The sequence below is a fragment of the Acidiphilium iwatense genome (genome assembly GCF_021556475.1).
Classification (GTDB): domain Bacteria; phylum Pseudomonadota; class Alphaproteobacteria; order Acetobacterales; family Acetobacteraceae; genus Acidiphilium; species Acidiphilium iwatense.
In genome coordinates, this window is the sequence record NZ_JAKGBZ010000008.1 from 106,259 (window position 1) to 120,463 (window position 14,205).

At 64.4% G+C, this 14,205-nt stretch carries 15 protein-coding genes; 8 read left to right on the forward strand and 7 right to left on the reverse strand.

The features are described from left to right. Window positions 1-38 precede the first annotated feature (38 nt). The 6 genes from L2A60_RS06250 to uxuA form a co-directional block, all read right to left on the reverse strand. The gene (locus L2A60_RS06250) at window positions 39-1,427 is read right to left on the reverse strand and encodes a nucleobase:cation symporter-2 family protein (protein ID WP_235703511.1); all 1,389 of its coding nucleotides are present in this window, start codon (window positions 1,425-1,427) and stop codon (window positions 39-41) included. Window positions 1,428-1,705: 278 nt separating this feature from the next. After that, window positions 1,706-2,542: an SDR family oxidoreductase gene (locus L2A60_RS06255; RefSeq protein WP_235703512.1), complete on the reverse strand. Its 837-nt coding sequence runs from the start codon at window positions 2,540-2,542 to the stop codon at window positions 1,706-1,708. 30 nt (window positions 2,543-2,572) lie between these two features. Next, a complete protein-coding gene (locus L2A60_RS06260; RefSeq protein WP_235703513.1) occupies window positions 2,573-3,541 on the reverse strand; it encodes an ABC transporter substrate-binding protein in 969 nt (322 codons plus the stop codon). Between the two features lie 29 nt (window positions 3,542-3,570). Further along, a complete protein-coding gene (locus L2A60_RS06265) occupies window positions 3,571-4,617 on the reverse strand; it encodes an ABC transporter permease (RefSeq protein WP_235703514.1) in 1,047 nt (348 codons plus the stop codon). Further along, complete coding sequence (locus L2A60_RS06270) at window positions 4,614-5,426, reverse strand: ATP-binding cassette domain-containing protein (RefSeq protein ID WP_235703515.1); 813 nt, start codon at window positions 5,424-5,426, stop codon at window positions 4,614-4,616. The genes L2A60_RS06265 and L2A60_RS06270 overlap by 4 nt, the downstream gene beginning before the upstream one ends. Before the next feature lie 107 nt (window positions 5,427-5,533). Then, entirely contained in the window at window positions 5,534-6,739 is a 1,206-nt protein-coding gene (gene uxuA, locus L2A60_RS06275; protein WP_329603557.1) for a mannonate dehydratase, read from the reverse strand. A 56-nt stretch (window positions 6,740-6,795) separates the two neighbouring features. On the opposite strand from uxuA, the gene L2A60_RS06280 reads away from it, so the two are divergent. Next, window positions 6,796-7,521, forward strand: a complete 726-nt coding sequence (locus tag L2A60_RS06280; protein WP_235703516.1) for a GntR family transcriptional regulator — start codon at window positions 6,796-6,798, stop codon at window positions 7,519-7,521. 12 nt (window positions 7,522-7,533) lie between these two features. Beyond that, the gene (locus L2A60_RS06285) at window positions 7,534-8,163 is read left to right on the forward strand and encodes a YncE family protein (RefSeq protein WP_235703517.1); all 630 of its coding nucleotides are present in this window, start codon (window positions 7,534-7,536) and stop codon (window positions 8,161-8,163) included. A 51-nt stretch (window positions 8,164-8,214) separates the two neighbouring features. Here the strand turns inward: L2A60_RS06285 and L2A60_RS06290 are convergent, their stop codons facing one another. Next, window positions 8,215-9,609 carry an aminotransferase-like domain-containing protein gene (locus L2A60_RS06290; protein ID WP_235703518.1) on the reverse strand — a complete coding sequence of 465 codons (1,395 nt, stop codon included), beginning with the start codon at window positions 9,607-9,609 and terminating at the stop codon, window positions 8,215-8,217. A gap of 96 nt (window positions 9,610-9,705) precedes the next feature. Between L2A60_RS06290 and L2A60_RS06295 the strand changes: the two genes are divergently transcribed. The 6 genes from L2A60_RS06295 (at window position 9,706) to L2A60_RS06320 (ending at window position 14,070) form a co-directional block, all read left to right on the forward strand. Beyond that, entirely contained in the window at window positions 9,706-10,308 is a 603-nt protein-coding gene (locus L2A60_RS06295) for a LysE family translocator (protein WP_235703519.1), read from the forward strand. Window positions 10,309-10,312: 4 nt separating this feature from the next. After that, window positions 10,313-10,483 carry a hypothetical protein gene (locus L2A60_RS06300; protein ID WP_235703520.1) on the forward strand — a complete coding sequence of 57 codons (171 nt, stop codon included), beginning with the start codon at window positions 10,313-10,315 and terminating at the stop codon, window positions 10,481-10,483. Between the two features lie 532 nt (window positions 10,484-11,015). After that, window positions 11,016-11,939: a hypothetical protein gene (locus tag L2A60_RS06305; RefSeq protein ID WP_235703521.1), complete on the forward strand. Its 924-nt coding sequence runs from the start codon at window positions 11,016-11,018 to the stop codon at window positions 11,937-11,939. Between the two features lie 114 nt (window positions 11,940-12,053). Then, window positions 12,054-12,458: a hypothetical protein gene (locus tag L2A60_RS06310; RefSeq protein ID WP_235703522.1), complete on the forward strand. Its 405-nt coding sequence runs from the start codon at window positions 12,054-12,056 to the stop codon at window positions 12,456-12,458. 10 nt (window positions 12,459-12,468) lie between these two features. After that, complete coding sequence (locus L2A60_RS06315; protein WP_235703523.1) at window positions 12,469-13,218, forward strand: C39 family peptidase; 750 nt, start codon at window positions 12,469-12,471, stop codon at window positions 13,216-13,218. Between the two features lie 18 nt (window positions 13,219-13,236). Then, on the forward strand, window positions 13,237-14,070 hold the full coding sequence (locus L2A60_RS06320) for a hypothetical protein (RefSeq protein WP_235703524.1): 834 nt from the start codon (window positions 13,237-13,239) through the stop codon (window positions 14,068-14,070). The last annotated feature ends 135 nt before the right edge of the window (window positions 14,071-14,205 follow it).

The following is a 14,205-nucleotide window of genomic DNA, read 5'->3' on the forward strand; positions in this document are numbered from 1 at the left end:
TTTGGTTGAATCGTGCGGCAGGTTTTGCGGAAATCGTTTCAGTGAAGCGTCGAGACCGCCTTCGGGTCTCCCTGGATCTCGACAGAGTGCGCCACGGTGCTGCCGCGCCCGGAGTCGCGTTTTGGCGCCATTCCGTTGAACCAGAGATTGCTCAGAACCGCGGTTAGGGCGGAGAGGAAAATACCGCTCTGCACGAAGGGTTGCAGGTTGACCGGAACCGCCTGGAAGAAATGCACGGCGACCACCGGGATCATCGAAATGCCGAGACTGATCGCGACGATGTAGGAATTATGCTGTTGTTTTTCGTAATCGACATGGCTCAGCACGCGAATGCCGGTCGCCATGACCATACCGAACATCACGATGCCGGCGCCGCCCAGGACGAATTGCGGAATCGACGCGACGATGAACGACATTTTCGGAACCAGGCCGAGCAGCACCAGGATCACGCCGGCCGCGGCGCAGACCCAGCGGCTCCGCACGCCGGTGATCCCGACAAGTCCGATATTCTGCGAAAACGAGGTGTGCGGAAAAGAGTTGAATGTGCCGCCGATGACGCTCGCAAGACCATCGACCAAAAGCCCTCGGCGAATATCCGTGTTTTCGACCGGATGATCGACGATCATCCCGAGAGCCATGAACATGCCGCTCGATTCGATGAACGTTACCAGCATGACGACGACCATCGTGGCGATCGCGATGGGATGGAACGTCGGCAACCCGAAATGAAATGGCGTGATCAGGCCGAACCAGCCGACCGCGCCGATGCCTGTAAGCCGCACACGGCCCAGCAGCACGGCTTCGGCGAAACCGAAAATGAGCCCGAGCAGGACCGCGACATTCGCCATGAATCCCTTGCCGTATTTCGCGAGCACCATGATGAACAGCAGGACGCTGAGCGACACGCAGAGATAGATCGGCGCGCCGTAATGTGGGTTGCCGAAACCGCCGGCGGACCAGTTGATTCCCACCGGAATCAGATTCGCGCCGATCGCGGTGATGACGATTCCCTGCACCAGAGGCGGAAAAAACCGAAGCAGCCGGCTTGCGAACGGCGCCAGGCCCATCGCGATGAGGCCAGCGGCGATGGTGGCGCCGTAAATGCCCGGCAGGCCGAGCGCGGGATCGCCCACCATCACGATCATCGGGCCAACCGCGGCAAAAGTGACCGCCATGATCACCGGCATGCGGATGCCGAACGGACCGAGTCCGACCGACTGGAGCAGCGAGCCGATACCGCAGCAGAACATGTCGCTGCTGATCAGATAGCCGGTCTGGGCCGTGGTCAGATGCGCGGCGCCCGCGACGATGAGCGGCACGGCCACGGCACCGGCATACATGACCAGGACATGCTGAAACCCCAGGATGAACAGTCGCCCCGGTGGCAGCCATGCATTGATACCGCCGCTCTCCTCGAATCGAGACATTCGATACGTCCTCACCTTTGGCCGGCTTTTGCCGTTGAATTTGCGATTGCGCCGTCCGCGTTATTTGCGTTCCTGATCTGCGCTTATGGATCGCTTCGCCGCGCAGTGAGTCTCAATATGCATCATAAGTGAAATCGTATAATGCGCGGCTCATGATGGTCGCGCCGATGCGTCGCTGGATTGCTTCGGTCGTGACGTGCGAATGCACGCCTTCGCGTGACGCGGCCGCGCAAGGACAGTCGTGGTCGGGTTTTACCCCTGGCAGGTTTGGCTTCGGCTTACGATGCCCAGTTCTGGGCGAAGTCGCCGTAGAGCGACAGCCCGCCGCAGGCCATGATGGTCTGGCCGGTGACGTAGCTTGCGTCATCCGATGCGAGAAACGCTGTGACCGCCGCGATTTCGGCGGCCTCGGCGGGGCGGCCCATCGGGATATGCGCACACACCGCCGCGCGGCGGACAGAATCGTCGATCCACGATGCATTCATGTCGGTAATTGTCGCACCAGGACCGACGGCGTTCACCCGAACGCCTCGCCCGGCATATTCGAGTGCCAAGGTGCGGGTGATGTTGCCGACGCCGCCTTTCGCCGCCGAATAGCTGAGATAACCCGGTTTCGGCACGATTTCATGCACGCTCGAGATGTTGACGATCACCCCGCCGCCGTGATCCAGGAAATGCCGGATGGCGCGCGCCGCGCAGGATGCGACCGAAATGAGATTGACCGCGATCACCCGCTCGAACGCAGCGAGATCCAGTTCATGGCCTTGCGTCTGTTCCTTCTGGATACCGGCATTGTTGACCAGAACGTCGAGCCGGCCAATCGCGAATGCGCGCGCGAAGACCGCATCCATCGCCGCTTCATCCGCCACATCGGCATCCTCCGCGCGATGCGCGACCGCGTCGAATCCCGCCGCATGGCTGATCGCGGCAAGGCGTTCGAGCGTGGCGGCGGCCGCCGCGCCGTCGCGGAAATGGGTGATGATGGTCGCCGCACCCTCCGCCGCGACGCGTTCGGCGATCGCCCGGCCGATCCCGCGCGAGCCGCCGGTGATCAGCACGCGCCGCCCCGCGTAGCGTGCCGGGCAAGTCGCGGCGCCGTGCTGATTTTCCGTCATGGCCTCTCCCCGATACCGATCATCGCCCTCTCAGTGCGCGAGTTCTGATTTGTAGAAATACTTGGAGATATCGGGATCGTTCGCATTCTTCGTGATCGCGGTGATGTTGTCGAGCAGCTTGGATTTCGGCACGCTTCCGGCATGGCCGGAAAGAATGTCATAGGCGTATTTCACGCCGAGCTTGCCTTCGAGCGCGGGTTGCTGAACGATCAAGGTGGTGACGACGCCCTGTTTGAGCAGCTTCACCTCGCCCGGTTCGGCATCGTAACCGACCACGTTTACCCGGCCTTTCTTGCCCGATGAATCGACCGCCTTGCCGGCGCCCTGGGCGGAGAACACGTTGGTGCCGAAAATGCCCTTCAGGTGCGAATATTTCAGCAGCAAAAGCTGGGCTTCGGTGAACGCCTTGGTCGGGCTGTCATTGTCGTATTCTATCGCGACGACCTTCATGTTCGGATAGTGCTTCATCTGCGCGAGGAAGCCTTTCTGGCGCGCGTCCGTCGTCGAAATGCCGGGCTTGACGTTGATCACCGCGACATCGCCCCTCTCATGCGCGAATGTTGCGATCGCCTTGGCGGCGGCGGCGCCGCCCTGGGTGTTGTTGGAGGTGATGCGCGACTTGAGCAGACCGTGATCGCTGATCGTGGTATCGACCGAAATCACCGGAATATGCGCGCTCACATATTGCTTGATCGGGTTGATCAGCGCCTTCTTGTTGGTGGGCGCGATCACCAGGGCATCGGGATGCTTGGCAAGCAGGGCCTGCAGGATCGGTATCTGGGTTTCCGGCGAGAAGGACGCGCCGCCCTGCCAGATCAAGTGCACGCCGAGCTTTTTCGCCTCGGCGGCGGCGCCGCGCTGCATGGTGATGTAGAACGGATCGGTCGCGATTCCGGGCACCAGCGCGATCGTGTAGGTTTTCGCGTTTGCATTGGACAAGCCCATCGCGGCCAGAACGGCACCCGCCGCCAATGCAGTGCGGAATTTTTGTCTCGTCATCGTCGTCTCCCCTTGTTGTCGGTCGGTTTCTAAAACGCATCGAGCAGCCGGTCGCGCAACTGGTCCATCGCGACGGCGAAAATCAGGATGGCACCCACCGCGACCTGCTGCCAGAACGGCTGCACGCCGATCAGGATCAGCCCGGTCACCATCACGGTGATCACGAAACTGCCGATCACCGTGCCGAGCACGGTGCCGCGCCCGCCGAACAGGCTGGTGCCGCCGATCACCACGGCGGTGATCGCGTCGAGTTCGTCATTGGCGCCGGCCTGTACCGAGGCGGAAGCGAACCGCGCCATCACCATCAGCCCCGCCACCGCCGCGAGAAAGCCCGACAGCATGTAGATTTTCACCAGATGCTTGCGCACATCGATGCCGGCGCGCGCCGCTCCCTGCGGATTTGAGCCGATCGCGTAGGTGCGCAACCCGAACCGGGTTTCCGCCAGCAGCAGGGCGGACAGCACCGCGAAAACCGCAGTGACCAGCACCGTCACCGGCAGCCAGCCGCCGATCGCGAAAGAGCCCAGCGTGCCGACGATATCGGGAATCGTGCCGACATTGCCACCGTTGTTGAGCAGATAGATGCCGCCGGTGCACATGCTGAGCATGCCGAGCGTGACGACAAACGGCGTCAGCCGAAGGCGGGTGATCGCCTGGCCGTTCAGCCAGCCGACGAAGGTGCCGGCGGTCAGGGCGGACGCGATTCCGGCGATGAGATCGAGATCGGTCGCTACATGGCGATAAATCATGGCGCGCATCACCATCGCCCCCACCATGCCGGAAAAACCGAGAATCGCGCCGACCGAAAGATCGATCCCGCCGGTGACGATGACGAAGGTTTCACCCAGTCCGAGCAGCAGATATTCGACCGCGAATTGCGAGGTCGCGAGCCAGCTCGCCCGGCTGAAGAAATCCGGGCTCAATATGCCGAATATCGCGATCAGAACGATCAGGATCGCGAGCGTCCAGAGTTCTCCCGCGCGCGAGAGAAATTCGAGGGACGCGGCGCGCGAGACGCGCCGCGCGGCGGGAGCGGGCATTGCAGCCTCGCGCGACGGGGTCGGCGCGTCGCTCATGCGTGCATCTCCCGTGTGCCCGTAATGCCGGCGCCGGTGATGCAGGCGATGATGTCGGCGATCGTCATGTCCGATGCCGGCCGGTCGGCGATCTTGCGGCCCTGGAACAGCACCACGATGCGATCGCAGAGGTCGTGAACCTGCGGCATGTTGTGGCTGACCAGAATGACCGGAATGCCGCGGGCGCGCACCGCCTCGATCAGCTTGCCGACCTTGGCCTGCTGTTCGACGCCGAGCGCCGCCGTGGGCTCGTCCAGCAGCAGAAGCCGCGACCCCCAGATCAGCCCGCGCGCCACCGCGACCGCCTGACGCTGCCCGCCGGACAGCGCGCGGCAGCGCGTGCGGATCGAACCGACGCGGATCGCGGTACGGCCAAGCTCCTCGGCGGCGCGGCGCTGCATCGCGCGCTTGTCGAGCCAGCCGAGGCGGCCGAGCAGGCCGGGGCGCAACGTCTCCCGGCCGAGAAAGATGTTCGCCCAGATGTCGAGATCGAGCGCCAGCGCCAGATCCTGATACACCGCCTCGATTCCGGCGGTGCGCGCATCAAGCGCGGAGGCGAAGGCGACCTCCCGCCCCTCGATCCGCAGCGTGCCGGCGGAGGGGCGGATCGCGCCGGCGATGATGTTGACCAGGGTGGATTTGCCGGCGCCGTTATCGCCCACCAGTCCCACCACCTCGCCGGCATGAATGTCGAGCGTGACGCCTTCGAGCGCCCTGATATGGCCGTAGGATTTGGCGACGCCGACGACTTCGAGAACCGGCTTCGCCTGGAGCGGGCTCACCGCCCGGCTGATCGCATCGGCAGGCATTCGGCGTCCCTCCTCGCGTTTCTCGTGCGGCGGAAACTGCGCATTATCGATAGCCCGGCAGAAATATACTACCATGGCAGTTTGTCAATTCACGTTCCCGTCCCGGATCACGACGCCATCTCGCCGGTCAGGGCGAGCATCGCGCCGCGCAGTTCAGCGAGACCGCGCAGCCGCCCGATCAGCGGATAGCCGGGATGGGTGTTGCGGCCGGCATCGCCGAGCAATTCATGGCCGTGATCCGCGCGCATCGGGATGCGCCAGCGTTGATCGCCGGCGGCGCGGCGCCGAGCCTCGGCACCGAGCAGCGTGCGGATCACCTTCAGCATCGGCACATCACCGGCAAGATGGTCGGATTCCATGAAGGAGCCATCCGGTTCCTTCGTCACGTTGCGCAGATGGGCGAACCAGATCCGGTCGGCGAAGCGCCGCGCGATGGCAGCCACGTCGTTGCCCACGCCCGCACCGAGCGAGCCGGTGCAAAGGGTCAGGCCGTTGGCGGGGCGATCTAGCGCATCCAGGATGAACGCAATGTCGGCTTCGGTCGAGACGATTCGGGCAAGGCCGAAGATCGGCCGCGGCGGGTCGTCGGGGTGGATGCAGAGGCGGATGCCCAGTTCCTCCGCCGCCGGCACGACCTCCTGGAGAAATCGCACGAGATTGCCGCGCAATGCGGCATGGTCGATGCCGGCGTAGCTGTCGAGCATCCGGCGCAGGCCGGGGATGTCGTAGCGGTCATAGGCGCCGGGCAGCCCGGCCATGATGCTGGCGAGCAAAGTGCTCCGTTCGGCCTCGCCCGCCGCGTCGAACCAGGCGCGGGCGCGGGCAAGCAGCGCCGGATCGTACTCCGCCTCGGCGCCGGGACGCGCGAGCATGAAGCAATCGAACGCGGCGATCTGATGCGCGTTGAAGCGGAGTGCGGTGCCGCCGCCCGGCAGTGGCGCCTGCAATTCGGTGCGCGTCCAATCGAGGATCGGCATGAAATTGTAGCAGACGGTACTGAGGCCGCATCGCGCCAGGTTGCGCAGCGATGTGCGGTAGGCGCCGAACAGATGGTCGAGCCTGCCGGCGCCGCGCTTGATATCCTCATGCACCGGCAGGCTTTCGACCACACTCCAGCGCAGCGCGGGAACCGGGCCGCGCGCGATCAGCGCCTGCCGCGCGGCGATCGCTTCCTCGGTCCAGACCGCGCCATAGGAGATATCATGAAGGGCGGTGACGATGCCTTCGGCGCCGGTCTGCCCGATCTCGTCCAGAGTAATGGCATCTTCGGGGCCGAACCAGCGCCAGGTTTGTTCCATGGTCGTCCTTGTCATCACCATACTAGTCGGCTAGTTATTCATGACGACGCCGAACGGTCAAGGTTTCGATCATGCCGCCCCAAATTGCCGCCCGGAGGACAGACAGAAGTGCGACCGAACTCGGTTCCGAAGAGCCGGGGCCGGTTGGGCTGCGGGTGCGGCGGATCATCGAGGAGCGCATCATCACCAATGCGCTGCGTCCCGGCGAGCGCCTTTCGGAAAACGATCTCGCAGCACAGCTCGGGGTCAGCCGCCAGCCGGTGCGCGAGGCGCTGATCCGGCTGTCGGAAGCCGGGCTGGTGCAGGTGCTGCCGCAGCGCGGCACGGTGGTGACGCGGATTTCCGCGGCACGGGCGGAAAGTGCCCGCTTCCTGCGGGCTTCGGTGGAATGCGCGGTCGCGCGCGAAGCCGCGGCAAAGGCCGACGCTGCCGCGATCGCGCGGATGCGGTCGCTGATCGCCGATCAGGCCGACGCCGTGCGCGCCGGCGACCATGCCGGTTTTCTGGCGTTGGACGACGCGCTGCACCGCGCTTTCGCCGCCGCGACCGATCACGAAGATGTCTGGCGCATCCTGCACAATGTCAAACTGCAGATGGACCGGGTGCGCTATCTGAGTCTGCCGGACGCAACCCCGGCGGCGCGGCTGCTCGAGCAGCACGCCGCGATCGTCGATGCGATCGAAACGCGCGATCGGGATGCGGCCGAGGCGGTCATGCGGCTTCATTTGTCCGAGTTGCTGACCTCCCTGCCCCGGCTGATCGCGGCCATGCCTGAATATTTCGACGAGAAACGCTGAGGCAGTCGCGAGGTGTTCGCCTTTGGCGGCAACGCCCATGCGGCCAGCGCGATCGATCCGGCGACCGACACGGTGGTTGCCACGGTCCCACTCGGCGGATCGCCCGAGGAAGCGGTGCCGGACGGCGACGGCAACGTGTTCGTCAATATCAGCGACCGCGCCAGGATCGCCCGGATCGACGCCAGGACCAACACGGTCACCGCGATGTGGAACGTGCCGACGTGCCCGGATATCCACGGCCTCGCGATCGATGAGCGGACGCACCGGCTGTTCGCGAGCTGCAAGGGCAACGTCAGGATGGTCGTGGTCGATTCGAATAGCGGCAAGGTTCTCGCCCAGTTGCCGATCGGCCTCGGCACCGACGGCGCAGCCTTCGATCCGGCTTCGCATCTCGCCTTCAGCTCCAACAAGGACGGTACGCTCTCGGTGATCGAGAAAGACGGACCGGACAGGTTCACCGGTCTCGGCAATGTCGAAACCGCGCCGGGTGCGAAGAACATGGCGATCGACCCGAAAACCGGTCGAGTCTTCCTGGTGACCGCCAAAATCCTATCCGAACGCAAGGGCAAGCCCGGCAATGCCCCGGATTTCCGGTTCGTGCCGGGAACGGTGCATGCGCTCATTCTCGATCCGGCGCGATGATCCGGTCCCCGGCATCCGCCGCCTGCCTCGTGGCGATCTGGGTTCGAGGCATCAGCCGCGAATGATTGCGGCGAGCCGGGCGATCGCGTCATCAGCCGCCTCCGCCGGGATCGCGGCGAAACCGACCCGCAGGAATGGCGCTTCGGGTTCTCCCGGAAACCAGTGCCGGCCGGAGCTGACCAGGATATCGGCCCTGGCGCAGGTTGCGGCGACATCCTCATCGACAGTCCCGTCGGGCAACCGCACCCAGAGATGCAGACCGCCCTCCGGCACATGAGCGAGGCAGTCCGGCCCGAGATGCGTGCGCAACGCCTCGACCAGCGCGTCCCGCTGCGCCCTCAGCGCCGCGCGCAGCCAGCGCAGATGGCGCGGCCAGCTCGGCGCGGTGAGCAGTTGCAGGGCGATTTCCTGCAGCAGGCCGGGGACGAAAAAATCGTCGGTCAGCCGGGCCGCGCGCAGGCGGGCATGCGCCGGGCCGCGCGCGCAGATCACGCCAATCCTGAGCCCCGGCGCCGCGCATTTGGTGACCGACCGGACATAGACCACGTGGCCGTCGCGATCGTCGGCCGCGAGGGCTGGCGGCGGGGTGCCGGAGTCCAGTTGGAAATCCCGCGCCCAGTCATCCTCGATCAGGAAGGCGCCGAACTCCCGGAGCAGATCCAGAACCGCGCCGCGCCGCGCCGCCGAGAGCACGGCGCCGGTTGGGTTGGAATAGGTCGGCTGGCAGTAGAACAGCCGTGCCCCGCTGGTGCGGAACGCATCGGCCAGAAGCTCGGGCCGCACCCCGTCCCGGTCGATCGGCACCGGGACGGGACGCAGGCCGGCCGCGCGCGCCGCCGCGATCGCCCCGATATAGGTCGGGCTTTCCATCAGGACCGGATCGCCGGGATTCGCGAGGGCCCGGAACGACGCCGCGAGAGCCGACTGGCTGCCCGGACAGATCGTGACCTCGTGCGCCCGGTAAGAACCGCCGATCGCATCGGCGAACCAGGCGCGCAGCGCATGAAGCCCTTCGATCGGCATCCGCCCCCATAAACCCTGCCGGCGCAGCGCCCGCGTGGTCGCCGCCGCCAGCAGGGAGGTCGCCTGCAAGGCTTCCGACAGATAGCCGGCGTTCAGCGGGACGGCATGCGGCGGGGGAACATGCGCCAGGGCGCCGAGCGCCTCGGCCTGGGACCGGCCGGGACCGAGGGCGACGCTCTGCCAGGCCATGTCGGCCAGCACGGCCGCGCCGTCCGGCGCCCGTCCGGCGACGAAGGTGCCGCGCCCCGGATGCGCTTCGATGATCCCTTCATGGGTCAGGCGATCCAGCGCCCGCTGAACCGTGACCGGGCCGGCGCCGAATTCCAGCATCAGCGCCCGCACCGGCGGCAGGCGCGATCCCGCCGCCTGCCCGGCCGCGAGAACGCGCAGATGTTGAATGACGCGCTGGGTTGTGTTATCCATTTTCATGAGAATTACCAATAACGTTATCAGACCTGTCGCGGTAACGCAACCGCCCTACACCGGTGCCGCCGTGAACGGGTGCATGGAAACCGGACAATGACCGCGCTGCCGGGCCTGGTTCTCTTTGCCGTCGCGATGTCGGGCACCCCCGGCCCGAACAATGTTATGGTCACCGCCTCCGGCGCGACCTTCGGCCTGCGGCGCACCATGCCGCATGTGCTCGGCATCTCGGTCGGGTTTCCGGTGATGATCCTGATGATCGGCCTGGGGCTCGGCCCCGTCCTGGTCACCAATCCGGCGGTTCACCGCGGGTTCAAATGGCTCGGCATCGCCTATATGGTCTGGCTTGCCGCCAGAATCGCGACGGCGCGGCGCCCCGACGCGAAGGGTGCTAACCGCCGGTCGCGCCCGCTGAGTTTTCTCGAGGCGGCGCTGTTTCAGTGGGTCAACCCGAAAGCGTGGGTCATCGCCGCGGCGGCGATGAGCACATTCGTCAGCCTCGCGGACAATCTCTGGGTGCAGACCGGCATGATCGTGATCGTGTTCCTGCTCGTCACCCTGCCCGTCGTCTCGGCCTGGGCGGGCATCGGCTCGGGCATCGGTTCGGTGCTGCGATCCGACCGGCAGTTCCGGGCTTTCAACCTCGCAATGGCGACGCTGCTCGTCCTGTCCATCGTTTCGCTGTTTTACGAGCGGTGACATCATGATCCGCAGGTTCCTGGCCGATTTCTTTCATCAAGGCATTCTGTACTGGGCACGCGTCGCGATGTTCGACGTCACGCTCGACCCGCTGTTGCCGCGCGAGGGGCGGGACTTGCGGCACGCGGTGGCGCGGAAACGGGAAAGCCGGATCGCTTCGCGGGATTCCGACTGATCCGGCACGCCCTTGACAATGACCCTTCAGCCCGGTCATTGCGAGCCGGCGTCGAACGACGCGGAGATAATCCATTTTTCCCAGCACACGGCATTGAACAAATGGATTGCTTCCGCCTCGCAGGCTCGGCGTCGCAATGACGATTCGGGCTCAGCTACGGGTTAAAATTCAGACCCGTTGGCATAAGCCGACCCATGATCGCCGGACCGGTTTATTATAGATAACGACAAACTCGGCAGCGCGGGCATCGTCAGTGTGACGCTACGTAAAAGTTACGTCTGAAGTTACACCGGCACGGTCGATATGGCCGTCAGGCTATATCCCGTAATGCCTTAAGAAACCATGAATTTCTGGAAATCACCGCTGCGCATCGCGTTGGCACGCGGCTTGCGTTGATCCTCATCGGCGGCAGAGGCGCGAGTTCGCGGAACAGGAATTCCGGTCCGAGTATCCGCGGTCGTGAATCTGAAAGCCATGGCCTCTGCCGTCATCGGGTCGAGGTCGGATGAAACCGAACACAACGGAGGATTCAATGCGTAAACTTCTTCTGAGCAGCACGGCGGCCATTGCCCTTGGCCTGTTCGGCCTCGGCATGGCTCCCGCCATGGCCAAGAACGTCAACCACGGTAATGGTGGTGGTAGTACCAACACGCAGGCGCAGAACGGCGGCAACGCCAATACCGGTAGCGGCTCGGCCAGCAGCACCAAAACCAAGAACGTGACGGTCACGAAGACCAACGCGTCGGGCTCGAGCGCCAATGGCGGCGGCGGCGCGTCGGCGAGCCAGGACAGCGCGGCCAATAGCGGCACGCTGCACAGCAACAACGGCAATGGCAACACCAAGACCGTGACGGTCGCGAAAGAAGGTGGCAACATCAATAGCGGCACGCTGGCGGAAAAGGGCGCCAACGCCAATAGCGGCGCCCAGCACAGCTTCAACACCCACATCAACACATCGGCTGCAACCGTCAATGGCGGCAGCGGCGCGGCGGCGAGCCAGGACGGCGTTGCCATCGCGAATAGCCACAACAAGGCTGTTGCTATCGATGGCAGTGCGGCGGTCAGCAATGGTTCGCTTGCAATGACCAGCTCGTTCAACACAACGGACATCGCCGTGACCCTGGCGTCGGCTCATGCGGGCGGCAACCTGGAAGGCCACACCAGCAACAATAACGATAACGACAACAACAACGCCTCGGCCGAAAGTTCCGCCGCCGGCAGTCATCAAAACAAAGGCAACCATAACAGTGGTGCGGCTGCCTCCTCCGCTGCTGCCGCCGCCGGCAACGACACGAACATCAACTACAACGGCTCGACGGTGACCGGCAATGTTTCCGGCAATATCGGCGTGGTCACCGCCGGCTTCAACGGCAACGGGCTGATGCAGCAGAACGTGTCGGTCGCCGCGACCGGCATCGACAACAGCGGCGGTCTCATGGGCACCGGCGCGCCGTAACACTCGGATTTTTTCTCGAATTTCGGGAACCGCACCGTCCGGCCAAAACCGGGCGGTGCGGCTGATTATGATCGAGAGTTTCGGGAAGCAGCGCGGGAAGCGAGGGAGAAACCAATGACGAAAGCGATAAGCAAGGTCGCCGGAGCCGTTCTCGTAACGGCTGCGGCGTTCTGCGTGAACGGAACCGCTTTCGCGGGCGGGCCGGGGGGACCGGGCAAGGCCACCGACAATCCGTTCAGCGCGCTGGCGGGCAAGCAGCTTTCGGCGGCCAAGCTCGGCACCGCGCGCGGCGAGGGCGGGGTGAACCTGACGAATGCGTTCAACACCACCAATAATCAGCTCAACGTGACGTCTTCGAGCAGTGGCACGCTGAACGGCAAGGTTTCGGGCGGTTCCACCACCGGCGACGTGATCGGCGGCGCGATCGGCGGCAATACCGGGTTCACAAATGTGTTCTCAAACACCGGCAACAATGTTATGATGAATTCCAGCGTATCGATCTTCATCAGCGCCCAGTAGGGAGGGAGCGATGTGCCGCCAACCCACGACCCGCCGGTTCCGGCGGAGTGTCGGTTTGATTGCGGCGAGCTTAGCGGTCTGGCTCGGCGTGGGCGGGCTTTGCCTGGGGGCGCGCGCGGCTCCGCTTCAGATCAGCGGCGCGATCGCGGGGCTTCCGGGGATTTCACCCCACATGCGGGTGCAAAGCTTCCAGGCGCGGCGGTTCGGCACCGTGATTCCACAGCATTTCGACTATTCGTGCGGGTCGGCCGCGCTCGCCACGCTGCTGACCTATAGCTACCACATGCCGGTCAACGAGATGACCGTGTTCCGCAGCATGGTCATTCACGGCAACAAGGCGCTGATCCAGAAATATGGATTCTCGCTGCTCGACATGAAGCTTTATCTCCAGCGGCACGATCTGGCCTCGGGCGGGTTCCGCGCGCCGCTTTCGAAGCTCGAGAAGGTTGGCGTGCCGGCGATCGTGCTGATCAACGAGTATGGCTACCGGCACTTCGTGGTGATTACCGGGATCGAGGATGGGCGCGTTTTGATCGCCGACCCGGCGGTTGGAATGCGCAGCGAGCGGACCGGCGTGTTCGAACGCCAGTGGAGCGGGATTTTCTTCCTGATCCTGGCGCATCCGGCGGTGGCGCGGGCAAGCTTCAACCGGGGGCGCAATTGGGCAACCTCGCCGGAAGCGCCGCTCTCGCTGTCGCGATTCATGGTCGATTTTTCGATCCTGCGCCAGATCGGCGCGGGGAATCCAACGTTGTTTTAAGATTTAGGGAGAACGCAGATGGATAGATGCGAGACGGGACGGCGCCGGATGCCCGGTACCGCGCTCGCCGCGTTCCTGCTGGCGACCGTGGCGTTTCCCATTCTGGCTTCAAGCCAGCCGGTCATGGCGGGTGCCGCTTCCGGCGGGGGCGGTGCTGCAATCGTGGCGCGTGCCGGCCTTCAGCCTTACGCGCTGAGCGACGCACAGCTCGGCACGATCCGGGGCGGGATGAGCCTGCCTGGCGGGATCAATCTGACCTTCGGGTTCCAGCAGCTCACCACCGTCAACGGCACGATGGTGCTGAGCATCCTTGTGCCGCAAATCTCGATCACGAACAGTACGACCAGCCTTCCCGTCTATGTCTATTCGGCGACGAGCACACCGCAGGTTTCCCAGTCCGTCACCAATACTCCGAACGTGCCGGGCGGGAACGACCCGGCGACGACCACGACCAGTTCGACGAGCAATACGAATACGTCATTCCAGGAAACCAACAACACGCCGAGCGGCACATTGACCAGCACGCCGACCGGAACGCAGATCACCGTGCCGATTGCCACCCCGGCGATTACCAGCAGCACGCCGACCGGAAATAAATACTATGTGCCGGTCGCCGACCCGACGACGACCGTGCTGACCACCAGCACGAGCGGCAACGGGGCAACATCGGTCCAGACGATGTTCAGCGGAGGCGGGATCATCAATGGCATCAGCAACAGCCTGAGCAACCAGATCATCGAGCAGACCACGCTGATGAATATCGGGGTGACCGGGCTCGCCGAATCCAACATCGCGGCGCAGACGACGAACCGCGTTCTGAACAACGTGACGCAAGGGTTCGGGGTTCCCTGATTTCGCATCGGCTAGTACCCCGAGTCGCTCATAGTGCGGGGTATAGCCGCTTCAGTTTGATGCGGGCGTTTGCGGTGGTGAAGTGCCAGTTGGCCTTGACGTGATCCCTATTGCGGGTGCGCTCCCATGCGGCGA

Excerpts from the sequence above, each read along its gene's own strand:
- L2A60_RS06250 (WP_235703511.1), bottom strand. The coding sequence starts at position 1,427 with ATGTCTCGATTCGAGGAGAGCGGCGGTATCAATGCATGGCTGCCACCG.
- L2A60_RS06255 (WP_235703512.1), bottom strand. The coding sequence starts at position 2,542 with ATGACGGAAAATCAGCACGGCGCCGCGACTTGCCCGGCACGCTACGCG.
- L2A60_RS06260 (WP_235703513.1), bottom strand. The coding sequence starts at position 3,541 with ATGACGAGACAAAAATTCCGCACTGCATTGGCGGCGGGTGCCGTTCTG.
- L2A60_RS06265 (WP_235703514.1), bottom strand. The coding sequence starts at position 4,617 with ATGAGCGACGCGCCGACCCCGTCGCGCGAGGCTGCAATGCCCGCTCCC.
- L2A60_RS06270 (WP_235703515.1), bottom strand. The coding sequence starts at position 5,426 with ATGCCTGCCGATGCGATCAGCCGGGCGGTGAGCCCGCTCCAGGCGAAG.
- uxuA (WP_329603557.1), bottom strand. The coding sequence starts at position 6,739 with ATGACAAGGACGACCATGGAACAAACCTGGCGCTGGTTCGGCCCCGAA.
- L2A60_RS06280 (WP_235703516.1), top strand. The coding sequence starts at position 6,796 with ATGCCGCCCCAAATTGCCGCCCGGAGGACAGACAGAAGTGCGACCGAA.
- L2A60_RS06290 (WP_235703518.1), bottom strand. The coding sequence starts at position 9,609 with ATGGATAACACAACCCAGCGCGTCATTCAACATCTGCGCGTTCTCGCG.
- L2A60_RS06295 (WP_235703519.1), top strand. The coding sequence starts at position 9,706 with ATGACCGCGCTGCCGGGCCTGGTTCTCTTTGCCGTCGCGATGTCGGGC.
- L2A60_RS06300 (WP_235703520.1), top strand. The coding sequence starts at position 10,313 with ATGATCCGCAGGTTCCTGGCCGATTTCTTTCATCAAGGCATTCTGTAC.
- L2A60_RS06305 (WP_235703521.1), top strand. The coding sequence starts at position 11,016 with ATGCGTAAACTTCTTCTGAGCAGCACGGCGGCCATTGCCCTTGGCCTG.
- L2A60_RS06310 (WP_235703522.1), top strand. The coding sequence starts at position 12,054 with ATGACGAAAGCGATAAGCAAGGTCGCCGGAGCCGTTCTCGTAACGGCT.
- L2A60_RS06315 (WP_235703523.1), top strand. The coding sequence starts at position 12,469 with ATGTGCCGCCAACCCACGACCCGCCGGTTCCGGCGGAGTGTCGGTTTG.
- L2A60_RS06320 (WP_235703524.1), top strand. The coding sequence starts at position 13,237 with ATGGATAGATGCGAGACGGGACGGCGCCGGATGCCCGGTACCGCGCTC.